The following is a 15,400-nucleotide window of genomic DNA, read 5'->3' on the forward strand; positions in this document are numbered from 1 at the left end:
GGCTCAGCGTTCCCAGACAAAGGCGGTGTTGGCGTCGAAGGGGTGGGTGGCGCGCCAGTGGCGGGCGATGTCGATGCGGCGGCAGATCCAGACGCGATCGTGCTGCTGCACATGGTCCAGAAAGCGCTGCAGCGCCCGCATGCGGCCGGGCCGGCCGAGCAGGCGGCAGTGCATGCCTACGCTCATCATGCGAGGCGTCTCTGCGCCTTCGGCGTAGAGCACATCGAAGCTGTCGCGCAGGTATTCGAAGAACTCGTCGCCATGGCTGAAACCCTGGGGCAGGGCGAAGCGCATGTCATTGCAGTCGAGCGTGTAGGGCAGCACCAGCTGCGGCGCCAGGCTGCCGTCACTCTTGCGCACGTTCAGCCAGAAGGGCAGATCGTCGCCGTAGTAGTCGCTGTCGTACTCGAAGCCGCCGAAGTCGGCCACCAGGCGGCGGGTGTTCGGGCTGTCGCGGCCGGTGTACCAGCCCAGCGGGCGCTCGCCGAGCATGCGGGTGAGGATGTCCATGCCGCGCTGCAGGTGCTCGCGCTCGGTGGCCTCGTCCACGTTTTGGTAGCTGATCCAGCGCCAACCGTGGCAGGCCACCTCATGGCCCAGGCTTTGCAAGGCACTGCAGAGCTCGGGGTGGCGCTCCAGAGCCATGGACACACCGAACACGGTCAGTGGCAGGCCGCGCCGCTCGAACTCGCGCAGCAAGCGCCAGACGCCGACGCGCGAGCCGTACTCGTAAATGCCTTCCATGCTGAGGTGCCGCGCCGGAAAGTCCGGCGGGCTGAACATCTCGGACAGGAACTGCTCGCTGCCGGCATCGCCGTGCAGTACCGAGTTCTCGCCGCCTTCTTCGTAGTTCAGTACGAACTGCAGGGCGAGGCGGGCCTGGCCGGGCCACTGGGCCTGCGGCGGCTGGGCGCCGTAGCCGATCAGGTCGCGGGGGTAGCTCATGTCTTGGTGCTCCAGATGAGTGGGGCTCAGGATTTCAGGGCCTGGGCCAGGTCGGCCACGCGCGGCTGCAGGCGCAGGCTGGTTTCCACATGGCCCAGGTGATCGCGCAGCAGCTTTTGCACCGCGCGCTTGTCGTGCGCTTCCAGCGCGTCGACCAGGGCCACATGCTCGGCATGCGACTCGGCGGCCGAGTGGTCGCTTTGGTACATCAGCGAGATCAGCGAGCTGCGCGAGAGCAAGTCTCCGAGCAGCTGCGCCAGCACCTCATTGCCCTGCATGCGCGCCAGCAGGCGGTGAAAGTCAGCCAGAAGGCGGGTGCGGCCGGGCACATCGGTGCGGGCGATGGCCTGGGCCTCGGCCTTGAGATGCTGGCGCAGCTCGGCGAGTTGGACTGGCGTGATCCGCTCCACCAGCTGAGCCAGCAGGCTGGATTCCAGCATGCGCCGCACCTCGAAGACCTGGCGCGCTTCCTCGACGCTGGGCTCGGCCACAAAGGCGCCGCGCGCCGGCGTCAGCGTCACCAGGCGGTCGCGGCTGAGCTGATTCAGGGCCTGCCGCACCAGGGTGCGAGAAACGGAAAAAATGTCCGCCAGCTTCTGCTCGGCCAGCTTGGTGCCCGGCATCAGGCGGCGCTCGACGATGGCTGCGGTGATGGCGGCCGTGATGCGCTCGGTGCTCGAAGCCGGTTCCATATCGGCTGCTGGGCTTGAAAGGGCAGGGGGCGGGGCTTTGGCTCGCATTGTGTGCCGAAGTGTATACACTTTGCCTTCAGTCACACCAAGAGAGACCTAGATGGGCAAGCTCACCACCCATGTGCTGGACACCATGCACGGCAGCCCGGCTGCCGGCATGGCCGTGCGCCTCTACCGCATGGACGCCAGCGGCAGCCCGCAGCTGCTCCACAGCCTGACGTTGAATGCCGATGGCCGCGCCCCGGCGCCGCTGTTGGAGGGTGAGGCCTTTCAGCCCGGCCGCTACCGCCTGGTGTTTGCGGCGGCGGCTTACTTCAAGTCACGCGCCGTTGCCTTGCCGGAGCCGGCCTTTCTGGATGAAGTGCCTCTGGATTTCGGAATTGCCGATGCGGGCTCGCACTATCACGTGCCGCTGCTGCTCAGCCCCTGGAGCTATTCCACCTACCGTGGCAGCTGAGCGGGTCGGGATTCCATCGACATGAGTGCATTGAGCCGCGAGATCGCCGCGCTGGAATTGCTGTTGACGCGGCAGCCTGCGGTGCTGGTGCGCGTGGCCGACGTGCAGGGCAGTGGGCCGCGCGAGTTGGGCGCCTGGATGGCCCTCAGTGCCGGCGGGCAGATTGGCAGCATTGGCGGCGGCCGCTTGGAGTTTGACGCCAGTGCTGAAGCGCGGGCTTTGCTGGCTGCGAATGGACCCGAGCCGGGCGGCGTTCTGCGCCGCTATGCCCTGGGCCCCAGCCTGGGTCAATGCTGCGGTGGCGTGGTGCAACTGCGCTTCGAGCGCCTGGGGCCGGCAGACATCGCCGGCCTGCGCGCTCGGCTGTTGGCGCCCGAGGCGCGCCAGCCGGTGGCCTTGTTCGGCGGCGGCCATGTCGGCCGGGCCATCGTCAAGCTCTTGATCGATCTGCCCTTTGAGCTGCAATGGCTGGACAGCCGCGACGAGGTCTTCCCGCCCGAGCTGGCGGCGCAGGTCCATCTGGCCGAGCATTCGCAGCCGGTGCAGGCGGCGGTGCCAGGTCTTGCTCCGGGCTCGCAGGTGCTGATCATGAGCTTCAGCCATGCCGAGGATCTGGACATCGTCGCCGCCTGTCTGGCGCGCCAGCGCGAGCGCGGCGATCTGCCCTTCATCGGCCTGATCGGCAGTGCCAGCAAATGGGCGAGCTTCCGCCAGCGCCTGCTGGCGCGGGGTTGTAGCGAGGCCGAACTGGCCCAGGTGCGCTGCCCTATCGGCCTGGCCGGCATCCAGGGCAAGCAGCCGGAAGTGATCGCGGTGGCGGTGGTGGCGCAGTTGCTGTTGCAGCAGAGCGGCGGCTGACGGCACTGAGCGGGCGCTCAGATCGGGCTTGTGCCAAGGGTCGCCGGGCGAGTGCTTCCGCTCATGGCTGGGCCAGCGGCCCAGCCCTTCGCCGGACTCCAACAGTCCTCAGGACTGTTGGAGTCCGGGCTCAGTCCCCCGGCCCGCGCTTCGCGCGGCCCTCCTCCTTAACTTCGCTTCAGCACTCACCCGACACCTCTTGTCAGTTCAACCGGTCGGCGTCTTCGTCGAAGGGGCAAGGCCTTGCTGGATCGGGACGGCTGGGTGCTCTGCGAAGTGAAGTGAATGAGGACCCCCCAGCCGCAGGCTGGGGGGCGGGGGGCATGAACGGAGCAGAATGCCCAGTCGGCCCGATCAACAACAAGCCCAAGGCTTGCGCTGTGCCGCAAGCCGCCGCTTCAAGCCTTGTTTACTTCGCGCCCCAGTTGTCGCGCAAGCCGGTGATCTTGTTGAAGACAGGCTTGTCGCTGCGGTGGTCGACGCGATCGGCGACGAAGTAGCCGTGGCGTTCGAATTGGACCTTCACATCGGCGATGGCGCCCGCGAGCGAGGGCTCCAGGTAGCCGGTCACGACCTTGAGGCTGCTCGGGTTGATGACTTCAAGGAAGTCACGGCCGCCGGCGTCGGGTTGGGCTTCGGTGAAGAGGCGGTCGTAGAGGCGCAGCTCGGCCGCGATGGCTTCGTGCGCGCCCACCCAGGTGATCACGCCCTTGACCTTGACGGCGTCAGCGCCCGGCGTGCCGCTCTTGGTGTCAGGCACGATGGTGGCCAGCACGGCGGTGATCTCACCGGCTTCGTTCTTCTCACAGCCGGTGCATTCGATGATGTAGCCGGCCTTGAGGCGCGCCTTGTTGCCGGGGTACAGGCGGTGGTAGCCCTTGCTCGGCACTTCCATGAAGTCTTCGCGCTCGATCCACAGGGCCGGGCCGAGGCTGAAGCTGCGCTGGCCCAGCTCGGGCAGGTGCGGGTGGGCGGGCGCGCTGCAGGGTTCGCGGTGTTCCATGCTGCCGAAGATGTCCGCGTAATTCGTCAGTTTGAGCTGCACCGGGTCGAGCACGGCCATGGCGCGCGCGGCCTTGCCTTCTAGATCGCTGCGCAGGCAGCCATCCAGCACGCTGTAGTCCAGCCAGGCATTGCTCTTGGTCACGCCGGTCGCTTCCACCATGGCGCGCACGCTCTCCGGCGTGTAGCCGCGGCGGCGCATGCCGACCAGGGTGGGCATGCGCGGGTCGTCCCAGCCGGCCACATGGCCTTCGTCGACCAGCTGGCGCAGCTTGCGCTTGGAGGTGACCACATAGCTGAGGTTCAGACGGCCGAACTCGTACTGGTGCGGCAGCGGGCGCTCGAGCAGGCCACCGTCGGCCAGATGGCCGAGCAGCCAGTCGTAGAAGGGGCGCTGGTCTTCGAACTCCAGGGTGCAGATCGAGTGGCTGATGCGCTCGAGCGCGTCTTCGATCGGGTGAGCGAAGGTGTACATCGGGTAGATGCACCACTGGTCGCCGGTGTTGTGGTGGGTGGCGCGGCGGATGCGGTAGAGCGCCGGGTCGCGCAGATTGATATTGGGGCTGGCCATGTCGATCTTGGCCCGCAGCACCATCGCGCCATCGGGGTGCTTGCCGTCGCGCATCTCGCGGAAGCGGTTCAGGTGGTGCTCCACGCCCAGGTCGCGGAAGGGGCTGTTGACGCCCGGGGTGCCGAAGTCACCGCGGTTGGCGCGCATCTCTTCCGGCGTCTGTTCGTCCACATAGGCCAGGCCGGCGCTGATCAGGTGCTCGGCGGCGCGGTACATGAAGTCAAAATAATTGCTGGCATAGAACAGGTGCGAGGTACCGCCCTGGTTCCAGTCCCAGCCCAGCCAGGACACCATCTCCTTGATGGCGTCCACATACTCCTGCTCTTCCTTCTCGGGGTTGGTGTCGTCGAAACGCAGATGGCAGATGCCGCCGTAATCGCGCGCCAGGCCGAAGTTCAGGCAGATGCTCTTGGCATGGCCGATGTGCAGATAGCCGTTCGGCTCGGGCGGGAAACGGGTGCGGATCTTGGCCGGATCCAGCGGGCCGGCCGCATGGTGGGCCGCATCGCCCGGGGTGCCGGCAAAGTGACGCTGGGGCTGGCCTTCTTGCTGTGCCAGGTCGCGCTCGATGATGGTGCGCAGGAAATTGTTGCCGGGCTTGGCGGCCTCGTTCTTGGCTTCGTCTTTGGCAGCGTCGTGGGTGTGGGACATGGGGTTTCAGCCGGCCGTGCAGGGCGGGATTGGAATGCGGTGAAGGCGAAATGCCTTGTTCAAAATCGACTTGGCGGCGATTTTATCGGCCCGGGCTCACATGCCCTTGAAAAGGGGTGCGTACAGGCGGCTGACGGTCAGCGTGTCGGGGCTGCCATGCAGATGCAAAGTGAGGCGGCCGCTCTCGTCGCGCACCGCACGATCGATGGCGTCGGCGCGCACGACCACGCTGCGGTGCACCTGCCAGAAGCGCTGGCCGTCCAGCTGCGGCAGCAGCTCGCGCAGGGAGATGCGTACCAGATGTTCTTTCTGCCGTGTCAGCACCCGCACGTATTTGTCGGCCGCTTCGAAGTACAGCACCTCGTCCACCGGCACCATCTGGATGGTCGATCCGACGCTGACTTGCAGCAGGCGCAGCGGCTCGGGCCGGCCGCTGGGGCTGACACCGACGCCGTGCGCCGGTCCGCTGGCCGACAAGGCGCTCGTACCCAGCAGCTGGCGCAGCTGATCCACTGCGCTCTGCAACAAGGCTGGCGCCGGCTGCTCAGCCTGCCGGGCCAGCAAGGCCTTGCGCAAACGCTCGCAGGTCTGAGCCAGTCGTTCCGCCTGCACAGGCTTGAGCACATAGTCCACGGCCGCGTGCTCGAACGCTTGCAAGGCGTACTGGTCATAGGCCGTGACGAAGACCAGCAGCGGGAAGGGGGCGCCTTCGCTGGGCCAGTCCTCGGCCAGCGCTGCGGCGGCCTCCAGGCCGCTCAGGCCCGGCATTCGTATGTCCAGAAAGCAGATGTCGGGGCGCAGGCGCAAGGCCTGGTCGACGGCCTCCTGGCCGTGGCCGGCCATGGCCACGATGTCCAGTGCCGGCCAGAGCCGGCGCAGCTCCTGGCGCAGGCTCTCGGCCAGCAGGATCTCGTCTTCGGCAATCAGGGCGGTACAAGCGGGCAGGTTCATGGCGCAGTGTCAGGGTCAGGTCTTGTCAGAGAGGTCAAAGGCAGATGGATGTGAGCCAGGGTGCCATGCGCTGGGGCGTCCAGCTTGAGCAGACTCAGACCCGCGGCAGGGCCGAACTGCGTGGCCAGTCGAGCGCGCACCTGGTGCAGCCCGAAGCGGGTGCTCTCGGCCTCGGTGGCAGGATTGGCGACCGACAGGCCGACCCCGTGGTCCAGCACCTCCAGGATCAGCTGTCCGTTCTCCTGACGCGCGCTGATGCGCAACAGGCCGCCGGCAATGGCCGGCTCCAGCCCATGTTTGATGGCGTTTTCCACCAAGGGCTGCAGCAGCAGCGGCGGCACCGGCAGTTCGGTCAGCTCAGCCGGCAGATCCAGCTGGGGCTGCAAGCGGCTGCCCATGCGCACCTGCATCAAGGCCAGATAGTCACGCAGGCGGGCGAACTCCTCGCGCAGCGGGTGGCTGCCGCTGCGCGAGGCGTTCAGCGTGGCGCGCAGGAAGGCGATCAGGTGGTCCAGCATGCTTTGCGCCCGGGCCGCATCCATGCCGATCAGCACCCTCAGATTGGCCAGGGTGTTGAACAGCATGTGAGGCTCCAGCTGCGATTCGAGCAGGCGCAGCTGGTTCTCGGCGGCCAGGCGCTCGGCGTTCAGGGCTTGGTTGCGGGCAGCTTCGACCTGACCCCGACCGACGAAATAGATCGTCAGCGCCAGACCTGGAAGCAGGGACATGCCCAGCATGCCCAGGGTGGAACGTAAATCGGAGCGCAACGGCCCCAGCACTTTCTCTCCCGTCAAGCTGTTGCCCAGCTCCACGGCCAGCGAGTAGCCGAGCAAGGTGCCCAGCACCAGGCAGACAAGTGACAGCGGCCAACCCGGCCAAGGCAAGGTGTCCTGACCTCTCCGCGTGCGTCGCAGATTGATCAGTGCCGTGCTGGCTCTGGCCAGCAACTGGATCATCAGGGAGCAACCCACGGTGATCAGGAAACAGTACAACCACTGCCTCTGGGTGCGATCCCAGTTGCGGCCTAAGGGGTCCGGGGTTTGCACGGTCAGCAGCAGACCCATGAAGAGCGTGATGCCGGCGATGATCAAGGCCTGACGCAGGAGGATCTGGGGCCAGTTCATGGAGGCGGGAGAGGGCATGGCGGGGAGTGCGGGCTAGGGGAAGACGGCCAAGGTGTAGCGGCTGAAGTGTGGCGGCAGGCCCATGCGTCGGCCAGCACGACGCGACCGCCCGCGCCTGGACGGCGCGAAATGAAGCCGACGGGCGCCAGGCGCGCACCGGCCTGAGGTTTTCAGCGGCGCCGGCTGCTGCTCTTGCCGCCGCTGCCACCCAGCAGACTGCCCAGCACGCCGCGCACGATCTCGCGCCCGACCGAGGAGCCGATGCTGCGCAGGGCCGACTTGGCCGCCGTCTCGGCCAGGCCTTCGCGTCGGCCGCCGCGCGGGCCGGTGCTGCCGAAGAGCACGTCCTTGAGGCCGCCGAGCAGGCCGCCCTCGTCCGCACTGTCGCTGGCCACGCCGCCGCCCGCTGGAGCCGGCGCGGACGCACCCGCCGCGGGTGCCCGGCCGCGCAGCTTTTCGTAGGCCGATTCACGGTCCACCGCCTGCTCGTAGACGCCGGCCACCAGCGAGCTCTTCAGCAAGGCCTGGCGCTGCTCGGGCGTGATCGGGCCGATCTGGCTGCCCGGGGGCAGGATGAAGACGCGCTCGGTCACGCTGGGCCGGCCTTTCTCGTCCAGCAGGCTGACCAGGGCCTCGCCCACGCCCAGCTCGGTGATGGCTGACGCCACATCCAGGCCGGCATTGGCCCGCATGGTTTCGGCCGCGGCCTTGACGGCCTTTTGGTCGCGCGGGGTGAAGGCGCGCAGGGCATGCTGCACTCGGTTGCCGAGCTGGCCCAGCACGGCATCGGGGATGTCCAGCGGGTTCTGGGTCACGAAGTAGACGCCCACGCCCTTGGAGCGCACCAGGCGCACCACCAGCTCGATGCGCTCGACCAGGGTGGCCGGCGCGTCCTTGAACAGCAGGTGGGCCTCGTCAAAGAAGAACACCAGCTTGGGTTTGTCCAGGTCGCCCACCTCGGGCAGGCTTTCGAACAACTCGGACAGCATCCAGAGCAGAAAGCTGGCGTAGAGACGCGGGGCGGTCATCAGCTGGTCGGCGGCCAGGATGTTGATCACACCCAGGCCTCGGTCCTGCTGGATCAGGTCAGCGATATTGAGCATGGGCTCGCCGAAGAACTGGTCGCCACCCTGGGCCTCGATCTGCAAGAGGCCACGCTGGATGGCGCCGACGCTGGCGGCCGAGACATTGCCGTACTCGGTGGTGTACTGCGCCGCGTTCTCGCCCACATGCTGGAGCATGGCGCGCAAGTCCTTGAGGTCGAGCAGCAGCAGGCCGGCGTCGTCGGCGATCTTGAACACCATCTGCAGCACGCCTTGCTGGGTCTCGTTCAGGTCCAGCATGCGCGAGAGCAAGAGCGGGCCCATGTCTGACACGGTGGCGCGCACCGGGTGGCCTTGCTTGCCGAACACATCCCACAGCGTGGTCGGGCAGGCGAGGGGAGCGGGGGCTTCCAGGCCGCGCTCTTTCAGCACCGCCTGCAGCTTGGGCGAGAGGCTGCCCGCCTGCGAGATGCCGGTCAGGTCGCCCTTCACATCGGCCATGAAGACAGGCACGCCGATGCGGCTGAGGTTCTCGGCCAGGGTCTGCAAGCTGATGGTCTTGCCGGTGCCGGTGGCGCCCGTGATCAGGCCGTGGCGGTTGGCCAGGGCGGGCAGCAAAAAGCACTCGATCGCGTCGCGGCGGGCCAGCAGAATCGGGTCAGGCATGGGGTGTCCGGGTGGCAAAGCTAAAATCGCAGTCTATCCAACTCAAATGAGGGTGCGCGCCCGGCGCATCCAGCAGGAGCAGAGCCATATGGCTGGTCATTCCAAATGGGCCAATATTCAGCATCGCAAAGGCCGCCAGGACGAGAAGCGCGGCAAGATCTGGACCCGCATCATTCGTGAAATCACGGTCGCCGCGCGCCAGGGCGGCCCGGACGTCAAGGACAACCCCCGCCTGCGTCTGGCGGTGGAAAAAGCCAAGGCCGCCAATATGCCGGCCGACCGCATCAAGTACAACATTGACAAGGCCAGCGGCAACCTCGACGGCATCAGCTACGAGGAAATCCGCTACGAAGGCTATGGCATCGGCGGCGCGGCCGTGATGATCGACACCATGACGGACAACAAGGTCCGCACGGTGGCCGAGGTGCGCCACGCTTTCAGCAAGTACGGCGGCAATATGGGTACGGACGGTTCGGTGTCCTTCCAGTTCAAGCACTGCGGCCAGCTGATCTTTGCCCCGGGCAGCTCGGAAGACAAGATCATGGAAGTGGCGCTGGAATCCGGCGCCGACGATGTGGTGACCGACGAAGACGGCGCCATCGAGGTGCTGACCCCGCCGACCGAGTTCGAAGCGGTGAAGAATGCGCTGGAAGCCGCCGGCCTGGTGCCCGAGATGGCCGAAGTGACCATGCGTGCCGAGAACACCATCACCCTCACCGGCGATGATGCGGCTCGCATGCAAAAGCTGCTCGATGTGATTGAAGACCTGGATGATGTCCAGGCCGTCTATCACAACGCCGCGATCGAGGCCTGAGTCGGCCCGCGCGATCCGCTCCGGCATGCGCCGTCAGCTAGCAAACACAACGCTCAAGCAGCGAATGGAAGTCATCGAATGAAGGTCTTGGTACTGGGCAATGGCGGGCGCGAACATGCGCTGGCATGGAAGCTGGCGCAGGCGGAACGCGTGAGCCAGGTCTTTGTGGCGCCCGGCAACGGCGGCACGGCCCGCGATGCGCGGCTGAAGAATGTGCCCATCACCGACGTGAAGGCGCTGGCCGACTTCGCCGAGGAGCAGAAGATCGCCCTGACCGTGGTCGGCCCCGAGGCTTTCCTGGCCGCGGGCGTGGTGGACGAGTTCCGCGCCCGTGGCCTGCGCATCTTTGGCCCGACCAAGGCGGCCGCGCAGCTGGAATCGTCCAAGGCTTTCGCCAAGGACTTCATGAAGCGCCACGGCATTCCCACCGCGGCTTACGAGACCTTCAGCGATGCCGCGGCGGCTCATGCTTATGTGGACGCACAAGGCGCGCCCATCGTCATCAAGGCCGACGGCCTGGCTGCCGGCAAGGGCGTGGTCGTGGCCATGACGCTGGAGCAGGCGCACGAGGCCATCGACTGGATCCTGGCGGACAACAAGCTGGGCGTGGTGCACAACGAGGGCGGCGCGCGCGTCGTCATTGAGCAATTCTTGCAGGGCGAGGAAGCCAGCTTCATCGTGCTCTGCGACGGCAAGAACGTCGTCTCCCTGGCCACCAGCCAGGACCACAAGCGCCTGCTGGACGGCGACGAAGGCCCGAACACCGGCGGCATGGGCGCTTACTCGCCCGCCCCGGTCGTGACGCCCAATGTCCACGCCAAGGCCATGCACGAAATCATCATGCCCACCATCCAGGGCATGGCTCGCGACGGCATTCCGTTCACCGGCTTCCTCTACGCCGGCCTGATGATCGACGAGCATGGCCAGCCGCGCACGGTCGAGTTCAACACCCGCATGGGCGACCCGGAAACCCAGCCCATCATGATGCGGCTGAAGAGCGATCTGCTCGAGGTGCTGCTGCACGCCACCGATGGCACGCTGGACCAGGTCGAGCTGCAATGGGACCGCCGTGTGGCGCTGGGCGTGGTGGTGGCTGCCCACGGCTATCCGCTCACTCCACGCAAGGGCGATGCCATCAGCGGCCTGCCGGCCGACGCCGAAAACGTCATGGTCTTCCATGCCGGCACCGCCGAAGTCGAAGGCAAGCTGCAGACCTCGGGCGGCCGCGTGCTCTGCGTCACGGCCCTGGGTGAGTCGGTGCGCACGGCGCAGCAGGCGGCCTACGAGGCCCTGGTCAAGATCCAGTTCGATGGCAAGCAGTACCGCCAGGACATCGGCCATCGCGCGGTGAAACGTTGAGCGCAGACGCGGCCCAGCGGCCCTCCGTGCCGCAGTGGATCAGCGGCCCCATGCCGGTGCAGCCGCAGGGCAGCCGGCTGGCGCGTGGCTTGCTGGCGCTGGCGGGGTGGAAGCTTGATTTCCCGGGGCTGCCGGGTCAGCAAGGCGTGATCCTGGTCTACCCCCACACCTCCAACTGGGATTTCATCCTCGGCCTGCTGGGCAAGGCGGCGCTGGGCGTGCGACTGCGTTTCTGGGCCAAGGACAGCTTGTTCAAGGTGCCCTTGTTCGGCCGCTGGGTTCGTAGCTTGGGCGGGGTGGCCGTGGATCGCAGCAACCGTCATGGCTTGGTGGGCGACACGGCCGCACAGATGCAGGCGGCGGCGCGCGCGGGCCAGATGTTCTGGCTGGCCGCGGCGCCGGAGGGCACGCGCTCGCTGGCCCAGGGCTGGCGCTCCGGTGCCTACCAAGTGGCGCTGCAAGCCGGTGCGCCGGTGGGCCTGGCCACGTTTGATTTCGCCACCCGTACCATTGCGCTCAATCGCTTCGTGCGCCTGAGCGGTGATGTCGAGGCCGATCTGGCCTTGATGGCCGAGCATTTCGCCCCTTATCGCGGCAAGCGCCACCACCTGGCCAGTCCGATCCGGATGAACACCAAGACATGAGCACTCCCACCAGCCTCGCCGCCGCCCTCGACACCCAGCGGGTTCGCGACTACCTGCTCGATCTGCAGGACCGCATCATCAAGGCCTTGCAGGCGGTGGATGGCAACCCCTTCGTCAGCGACGGTTGGACGCGCGAGCCGGGCAGCCGCCTGGAGGGCGACGGCCTGTCGCGATTGATCGAGGGCGGCGCGGTCTTCGAGCGCGGCGGCTGCAATTTCTCGCATGTGCGGGGCCGGGTCTTGCCTCCCTCGGCCACCCAGCATCGGCCCGAGCTGGCCGGCGCGCCCTTCGAGGCCATGGGCGTCTCCCTGGTCATGCACCCGCACAACCCCTTTGTGCCGACGGTGCACATGAATGTGCGCATGTTTGCGGCCTTCCCCGAGGGCCAGGAACCTGTGGTCTGGTTTGGCGGCGGCATGGACCTGACGCCGTATTACGGCTTCGAGCGCGATGCCCAGCATTTCCATCGCAGCTGCGAGGCAGCCCTGCAGCCGCATGGCGAGCAGCTCTACCCGCACTTCAAGCAGTGGTGCGACGAGTACTTCTTCCTCAAGCACCGCAACGAGCCGCGCGGCATCGGCGGCATCTTTTTTGATGACCATGGCGAGGGCGGCTTCGAGGCAGCGTTCGCCTTGATGCGCTCGGTGGGCGATGCCTTCCTGCCGGCCTACCTGCCCATCGTCGAACGCCGCCAGGGCTATGCCTACGGCGAGCGTGAGCGGGATTTCCAGGCCTACCGGCGCGGACGTTACGTCGAATTCAATCTGGTCTTCGACCGCGGCACCTTGTTCGGCCTGCAGTCGGGGGGGCGCACCGAGTCCATCCTGATGTCCATGCCGCCCATCGTCAAATGGCGCTATCAGTGGACGCCGGAAGCGGGCACGCAGGAGGCCCGGCTGTACAGCGATTTCCTGCGCCCGCGCGACTGGGCGCATGAGCCGGCCACGCATCTATGGCTCTAGACCCCGCCCTGTCGGCTCCACCCGGCATGCGCCGGGCACGGGTCGGCTTGTTCGGGGGCTCGTTCGACCCGGTGCATGTGGCCCACCTGGCCCTGGCCCGTTGTGCGCTGGAGCAACTGGGCCTCGATCGCTTGCTGTGGCTGCCTGCCGGTCGGCCCTGGCAGAAGACCGGGCGCGGCTTGGCTTCGCCCGAGCATCGGCGTGCCATGGTGGCGCTGATGCTGGCGGGTGAGTCGCGTTTTGCCATCGACGACAGCGAGCTGGAGCGCGACGGCGCCAGCTACACCATCGACACCGTGCGGGCCCGTCAGGCCGCACATCCGGACGAGGACTTGTTCCTCGTCATCGGCCAAGACCAGTACGAGCGCCTGCACAGCTGGCGCGAGTGGCGCGAGTTGCTGCAGCGGGTGACGCTGGCGGTGGCGGCACGGGCCGGTCAAGAAGTTCGGGGTTCTGCCGAAGTGCAGAAGGAGCCCCATTCCTTGCTGAAACTGGCCCTGCCAGCGATGCAGGTTTCATCAACCCAAGTGCGCGAGCTGGCCTCGCGTGGCGAGGACATCCGCCCCTTGGTGGGCGACGCGGTCGCGGGGTATATTGCCCAGCACCGTCTTTACAGTGAGTAGGTACTGAATGGACATTCGTAAGCTGCAACGCGCCATCGTCGATGGTTTGGAAGATGTGAAGGCCCAGAACATCGTGGTCTTCAACACAGAGCACCTGTCGCCCCTGTTCGAACGCGTGATCATCGCGTCCGGCACCAGCAATCGGCAGACCAAGGCCCTGGCTTCCAGCGTGCGCGTGACAGTCAAGGAGCGCGGCATGGATGTGCTGCGCTGCGAAGGCGAAGAGAACGGCGAATGGATCATCGTCGACTGCGGCGCGGCCGTTGTCCACGTGATGCAGCCGGCCATCCGCGACTACTACCACCTGGAAGAAATCTGGGGCGGCAAGCCGGTCAAGCTGGCGCTGAACGATGGCAAGACCAAACTGGTCAAGGCCTCGGAAGAAGAAGACGAGGATGACGCGGCACCGGTCAAAAAGACTGCGGCCAAGAAGAAAGCCGCCGTCAAGCCCTCGCTGCCGGGCAAACCGGGCGTGAGCAAGAAGGCTGCTGCTGCTGCTGAAGCCAAGCCCGCGGCCAAGAAGGTCGCCGCAAAGAAGGCCCCGGCCAAGAAGAGCGCCAGCAGCCGCGAGGTCGATGCCAAGACGCCGGCCGCCAAGACCATCAAGGTGGGCGCCACCAAGCCGGCCGCCAAGAAGCCCGCGGCCAAGAAGGTCGCGACCAAGACCGTGGGTGTGAAGAAGGCTTCGGTCAAGACGGCAGCCAGCAAGACCACCACCAAGTCGGCTGCCAAGCCAGCGGTGAAGGCCGCCGCCAAAAAGGTTGCCGCCAAGCCGGCAGCCAAGCCGGTGGCCAAGAAGGCCGCAGCCAAGAAGAGCGCGTGATCGAGACTGAGACCTGAGTCCGACTGAACGATGCGTTTGTTCTTGATCGCCGTGGGCCAGCGTCAGCCGGCCTGGGCGGATACCGCGTATGAGGACTTTGCCAAGCGCTTTCCGCCCGAGATGCGCCTGGAGCTCAAGGTCGTCAAGGCCGAAACCCGGGGCAGCAAAACGGCCGAGCAGCTGATGGCGGCCGAAGCGCAGCGCCTGGAGGCGGCCTGCCCCAAGGGCGTGCGCCGCATCATCCTCGACGAGCGTGGCGAGCGCCGCACCAGCAAGCAGCTGGCCGAGCGCATGCAGCTCTGGATGGGCGAGGGCCGCGATGCGGCTCTCTTCATCGGCGGCCCCGATGGCCTGCACCCGGACCTCAAGGCCACGGCCGATGAAACCCTGCGCCTGTCCGACCTGACCCTGCCCCATGCATTTGCCCGCGTCCTGCTGGCCGAAGGCTTGTACCGTGCCTGGACCGTCATGACCGGCCACCCCTACCACCGCGAATGAGCAGCCCCAGCCCTTTCATCTATCTGGCCTCGCAAAGCCCGCGCCGCCGTCAGCTGCTGGAGCAGCTCGGCGTTCGCCATGAGCTCTTGTTGCCCGGTCCCGAGGAAGACGCCGAGGCCCTGGAGGCCGTCTGGCCCGGTGAGGTGCCCGAAGCCTATGTGGCGCGAGTGACCCAGGCCAAGCTCGATGCTGCGCTCCTGCGCCGCGCTGCACGCGACCTGCCCGAAGCCCCGGTGCTGTGCTCCGACACCACGGTGGCGGTGGACCAGCAGATCCTCGGCAAGCCAGCCGATGCGGAGGACGCGCTGCGCACCTTGCGCCTGCTGGCCGGGCGCCGCCACCGCGTGATCACGGCCGTGGCGGTGGGGCAGGCTGGGCGGCGGAAGGCGGCGCTCAATGTCTCCGAAGTCGAGTTCGCGCAGGTCGGCGAGGACGCCCTGCGCCGCTATGTGGACAGCGGCGAGCCCTTCGGCAAGGCGGGCGCGTATGCGATACAAAGCCAGGCGGCGGCCTGGATTTCGCGCATCGAGGGCAGCTATTCAGGCATCATGGGTCTGCCCCTGTTTGAGACCGCGCAATTGCTGAGCGCCTGGGGCTGGCGCTTCTGAAGTTCGCTCCCCGCGAGCCGCGGCGCCGACGACCACAAGACGAGTCTTGTTGCATGAAGGCCCGAACGTTTCACGGCCCTCATGCAACAGCACTTGCAAGAGCATTTGC

Annotated in this window: 16 protein-coding genes; 10 read left to right on the plus strand and 6 right to left on the minus strand. The window is 66.9% G+C overall.

Annotated features, from left to right (window positions below; translation table 11 throughout):
• Positions 1 to 3: 3 nt before the first annotated feature.
• On the minus strand, positions 4 to 945 hold the full coding sequence (gene puuE, locus OOB33_RS12315) for an allantoinase PuuE (protein ID WP_271008878.1): 942 nt from the start codon (positions 943 to 945) through the stop codon (positions 4 to 6).
• A gap of 26 nt (positions 946 to 971) precedes the next feature.
• Positions 972 to 1,637 (minus strand): GntR family transcriptional regulator, encoded by a 666-nt coding sequence (locus OOB33_RS12320; protein WP_271008879.1) that lies wholly within the window; start codon positions 1,635 to 1,637, stop codon positions 972 to 974.
• A gap of 100 nt (positions 1,638 to 1,737) precedes the next feature.
• Between OOB33_RS12320 and uraH the strand changes: the two genes are divergently transcribed.
• Together uraH and xdhC are read left to right on the plus strand one after the other, a co-directional pair.
• The gene (gene uraH / locus OOB33_RS12325; protein ID WP_102767634.1) at positions 1,738 to 2,094 is read left to right on the plus strand and encodes a hydroxyisourate hydrolase; all 357 of its coding nucleotides are present in this window, start codon (positions 1,738 to 1,740) and stop codon (positions 2,092 to 2,094) included.
• A 21-nt stretch (positions 2,095 to 2,115) separates the two neighbouring features.
• A complete protein-coding gene (gene xdhC / locus OOB33_RS12330; RefSeq protein ID WP_271008880.1) occupies positions 2,116 to 2,952 on the plus strand; it encodes a xanthine dehydrogenase accessory protein XdhC in 837 nt (278 codons plus the stop codon).
• A 409-nt stretch (positions 2,953 to 3,361) separates the two neighbouring features.
• Here xdhC and OOB33_RS12335 read toward each other — a convergent pair whose 3' ends face one another.
• The 4 genes from OOB33_RS12335 to OOB33_RS12350 form a co-directional block, all read right to left on the minus strand.
• Positions 3,362 to 5,176 (minus strand): glutamine--tRNA ligase/YqeY domain fusion protein, encoded by a 1,815-nt coding sequence (locus OOB33_RS12335; RefSeq protein ID WP_271008881.1) that lies wholly within the window; start codon positions 5,174 to 5,176, stop codon positions 3,362 to 3,364.
• A gap of 96 nt (positions 5,177 to 5,272) precedes the next feature.
• Positions 5,273 to 6,127 (minus strand): LytR/AlgR family response regulator transcription factor, encoded by an 855-nt coding sequence (locus OOB33_RS12340; protein ID WP_271008882.1) that lies wholly within the window; start codon positions 6,125 to 6,127, stop codon positions 5,273 to 5,275.
• Positions 6,124 to 7,269: a sensor histidine kinase gene (locus OOB33_RS12345; protein ID WP_271008883.1), complete on the minus strand. Its 1,146-nt coding sequence runs from the start codon at positions 7,267 to 7,269 to the stop codon at positions 6,124 to 6,126. The genes OOB33_RS12340 and OOB33_RS12345 overlap by 4 nt, the downstream gene beginning before the upstream one ends.
• Before the next feature lie 152 nt (positions 7,270 to 7,421).
• Positions 7,422 to 8,960, minus strand: a complete 1,539-nt coding sequence (locus OOB33_RS12350; protein ID WP_271008884.1) for a helicase HerA-like domain-containing protein — start codon at positions 8,958 to 8,960, stop codon at positions 7,422 to 7,424.
• An 88-nt stretch (positions 8,961 to 9,048) separates the two neighbouring features.
• Between OOB33_RS12350 and OOB33_RS12355 the strand changes: the two genes are divergently transcribed.
• The 8 genes from OOB33_RS12355 to OOB33_RS12390 all read left to right on the plus strand — a co-directional run bounded on the left by OOB33_RS12355 (position 9,049) and on the right by OOB33_RS12390 (position 15,291).
• On the plus strand, positions 9,049 to 9,774 hold the full coding sequence (locus tag OOB33_RS12355; protein WP_271010044.1) for a YebC/PmpR family DNA-binding transcriptional regulator: 726 nt from the start codon (positions 9,049 to 9,051) through the stop codon (positions 9,772 to 9,774).
• A 78-nt stretch (positions 9,775 to 9,852) separates the two neighbouring features.
• Positions 9,853 to 11,133, plus strand: a complete 1,281-nt coding sequence (gene purD, locus OOB33_RS12360) for a phosphoribosylamine--glycine ligase (protein ID WP_102769913.1) — start codon at positions 9,853 to 9,855, stop codon at positions 11,131 to 11,133.
• Positions 11,130 to 11,777 (plus strand): 1-acyl-sn-glycerol-3-phosphate acyltransferase, encoded by a 648-nt coding sequence (locus OOB33_RS12365; RefSeq protein WP_271008885.1) that lies wholly within the window; start codon positions 11,130 to 11,132, stop codon positions 11,775 to 11,777. Before purD ends, OOB33_RS12365 begins: the two co-directional genes overlap by 4 nt.
• Positions 11,774 to 12,739 (plus strand): oxygen-dependent coproporphyrinogen oxidase, encoded by a 966-nt coding sequence (hemF, locus tag OOB33_RS12370; protein ID WP_271008886.1) that lies wholly within the window; start codon positions 11,774 to 11,776, stop codon positions 12,737 to 12,739. Before OOB33_RS12365 ends, hemF begins: the two co-directional genes overlap by 4 nt.
• Positions 12,730 to 13,362 carry a nicotinate-nucleotide adenylyltransferase gene (gene nadD / locus OOB33_RS12375; protein WP_243392899.1) on the plus strand — a complete coding sequence of 211 codons (633 nt, stop codon included), beginning with the start codon at positions 12,730 to 12,732 and terminating at the stop codon, positions 13,360 to 13,362. Before hemF ends, nadD begins: the two co-directional genes overlap by 10 nt.
• A gap of 7 nt (positions 13,363 to 13,369) precedes the next feature.
• Entirely contained in the window at positions 13,370 to 14,185 is an 816-nt protein-coding gene (rsfS, locus tag OOB33_RS12380; protein ID WP_271008887.1) for a ribosome silencing factor, read from the plus strand.
• A gap of 30 nt (positions 14,186 to 14,215) precedes the next feature.
• Positions 14,216 to 14,683 carry a 23S rRNA (pseudouridine(1915)-N(3))-methyltransferase RlmH gene (gene rlmH, locus OOB33_RS12385; RefSeq protein WP_102769918.1) on the plus strand — a complete coding sequence of 156 codons (468 nt, stop codon included), beginning with the start codon at positions 14,216 to 14,218 and terminating at the stop codon, positions 14,681 to 14,683.
• On the plus strand, positions 14,680 to 15,291 hold the full coding sequence (locus OOB33_RS12390; RefSeq protein WP_271008888.1) for a Maf family protein: 612 nt from the start codon (positions 14,680 to 14,682) through the stop codon (positions 15,289 to 15,291). The genes rlmH and OOB33_RS12390 overlap by 4 nt, the downstream gene beginning before the upstream one ends.
• The last annotated feature ends 109 nt before the right edge of the window (positions 15,292 to 15,400 follow it).

It is taken from the genome of Paucibacter sp. B51 (assembly GCF_027863535.1).
Classification (GTDB): domain Bacteria; phylum Pseudomonadota; class Gammaproteobacteria; order Burkholderiales; family Burkholderiaceae_C; genus Paucibacter_A; species Paucibacter_A aquatilis.

Bases quoted from the DNA above. Each gene is read 5' to 3' on its own strand.
- OOB33_RS12335 (WP_271008881.1), bottom strand. From the start codon at position 5,176: ATGTCCCACACCCACGACGCTGCCAAAGACGAAGCCAAGAACGAGGCC.
- rsfS (WP_271008887.1), top strand. From the start codon at position 13,370: ATGGACATTCGTAAGCTGCAACGCGCCATCGTCGATGGTTTGGAAGAT.
- uraH (WP_102767634.1), top strand. From the start codon at position 1,738: ATGGGCAAGCTCACCACCCATGTGCTGGACACCATGCACGGCAGCCCG.
- nadD (WP_243392899.1), top strand. From the start codon at position 12,730: ATGGCTCTAGACCCCGCCCTGTCGGCTCCACCCGGCATGCGCCGGGCA.
- OOB33_RS12355 (WP_271010044.1), top strand. From the start codon at position 9,049: ATGGCTGGTCATTCCAAATGGGCCAATATTCAGCATCGCAAAGGCCGC.
- OOB33_RS12320 (WP_271008879.1), bottom strand. From the start codon at position 1,637: ATGGAACCGGCTTCGAGCACCGAGCGCATCACGGCCGCCATCACCGCA.
- purD (WP_102769913.1), top strand. From the start codon at position 9,853: ATGAAGGTCTTGGTACTGGGCAATGGCGGGCGCGAACATGCGCTGGCA.
- OOB33_RS12345 (WP_271008883.1), bottom strand. From the start codon at position 7,269: ATGCCCTCTCCCGCCTCCATGAACTGGCCCCAGATCCTCCTGCGTCAG.
- hemF (WP_271008886.1), top strand. From the start codon at position 11,774: ATGAGCACTCCCACCAGCCTCGCCGCCGCCCTCGACACCCAGCGGGTT.
- OOB33_RS12340 (WP_271008882.1), bottom strand. From the start codon at position 6,127: ATGAACCTGCCCGCTTGTACCGCCCTGATTGCCGAAGACGAGATCCTG.
- xdhC (WP_271008880.1), top strand. From the start codon at position 2,116: ATGAGTGCATTGAGCCGCGAGATCGCCGCGCTGGAATTGCTGTTGACG.
- OOB33_RS12390 (WP_271008888.1), top strand. From the start codon at position 14,680: ATGAGCAGCCCCAGCCCTTTCATCTATCTGGCCTCGCAAAGCCCGCGC.
- OOB33_RS12350 (WP_271008884.1), bottom strand. From the start codon at position 8,960: ATGCCTGACCCGATTCTGCTGGCCCGCCGCGACGCGATCGAGTGCTTT.
- rlmH (WP_102769918.1), top strand. From the start codon at position 14,216: ATGCGTTTGTTCTTGATCGCCGTGGGCCAGCGTCAGCCGGCCTGGGCG.
- puuE (WP_271008878.1), bottom strand. From the start codon at position 945: ATGAGCTACCCCCGCGACCTGATCGGCTACGGCGCCCAGCCGCCGCAG.